Origin of the sequence: Pseudoalteromonas sp. SR45-5 (genome assembly GCF_014163565.1) — a bacterium.
Lineage (GTDB): Bacteria > Pseudomonadota > Gammaproteobacteria > Enterobacterales > Alteromonadaceae > Pseudoalteromonas > Pseudoalteromonas distincta.
Genome location: NZ_JACJDN010000843.1, coordinates 1 through 1386 on the forward strand (window position 1 = coordinate 1; position 1386 = coordinate 1386).

General features: G+C 37.7%; 1 protein-coding gene and 1 pseudogene. Both read left to right on the forward strand.

Annotation, left to right across the window (positions count from 1 at the left end):
- The coding region (locus H5072_RS19510; protein WP_182694515.1) for a hypothetical protein at nucleotides 1-840 on the forward strand (840 nt) is incomplete at its 5' end.
- A gap of 8 nt (nucleotides 841-848) precedes the next feature.
- Nucleotides 849-1386 (forward strand): annotated as a pseudogene (locus tag H5072_RS19515) (OmpA family protein); the annotation flags it as partial.

Here is a 1386-nt window from a genome sequence, read left to right on the forward strand (position 1 = left end):
TGGAATAAATATAAAGGCAGTGAAGTGCGCACGCTGTGGTCATCACGGTTAGATGGCTCAGACAGGCGCCGCATAATTCCAGAAGAGGTATTTATAGAGTTCAGACCTGTTGGGCTGCATAAGGTAGCTCGCTCACCAGATAGCCGTTATATCGCTATTTCGGGCTATATAAATGACCGAGCGACTCGCCAGTTATACGACACCAAAGAAAAAAAACTCATTACCATGTCAGGTGGAGGAGGACATCCTTCATTTAATTGGACCTCAGATAGCGATAATGTGATTTTTTATGCAGATGGTAAACATTACAATTACAACGTATCCACAGCCACACTTACACAGCGTAAAATAATTTATTCAGATGAGCTGTTTTTACTCCCGGACGATAAAGAATTTTTAGCCATAAAGCACGATGGCTTTTGGATACATAAGTTTAATGGTGAAGTAGTACGCAAAGTTAATTTTGGTTTTCCACGTAAGTGGGAGATGAGAAATCACCGAATTTCACCCGATGGTAAGTATTTAACATTTATGACGCATGGTAGAGATGATTTTCACTTCCACTGGGTGAATATTGCAAACCCTGAAATAGAGCACTCAGAAAAAGGGGAGGGAAATGGTGTTATTTTCTCTCCAGAAGAAGATTACCTATTAGAGTATACAATAAAACATTCAAAAGAGCGTGATGAAAAAGGTTTCTATCTTTCAGAGCGCGTCATAAAAACAAAAAACATTGTGACAGATGAGCAGTTAGAGACGTTAATAAAAGAAAAATATATATGGGGTATGAGATCTTTAACTCCTATCGCTATTACAAACTTAGTAGCTCAAGAAAGGTAGTATTGATTATGCACGATATTAGCAAAGGATCTGCAAGCCCAATAGTGTATTTATTAACTGGATATGTTGAAAACAACAAACCCGTGAGTAAATTAACGCCAGTAGCAAACCGATTTGTGGTTGCTGAACAGCCTGATTCGGCTGTTTATGATGTAAAAAAGCCTATTGTATTAAAAACGAATAAAGCCGGTATTTTATCCACGATAAACAATGAATCTTTAGAGGCGCGTCAGCCCTTTCATGCCTACACGGCTAATAATAATCAACGACCTATAATCATTCCACCCATGGAGTCCATTGGCCTCATTGCCAATAATAACCCTAGTGGATGGGCTAAAGAGTTTGTTGATAATTTAAAAAATTACAGTAGTACAAATACACCATTATTAAAGTTACAAACAATCCCTATTACTAACTTAAAGCAACCAGCAGAAAATGATGAAAACGGTGTCTATAATCAGTGGTATGCAAAAGAAATAACTCAAAAAAAAGTCACAAGTATCCAGGCTTATGTTCTGGCTAAAACGCGAGCAGTAGTATTAAGTA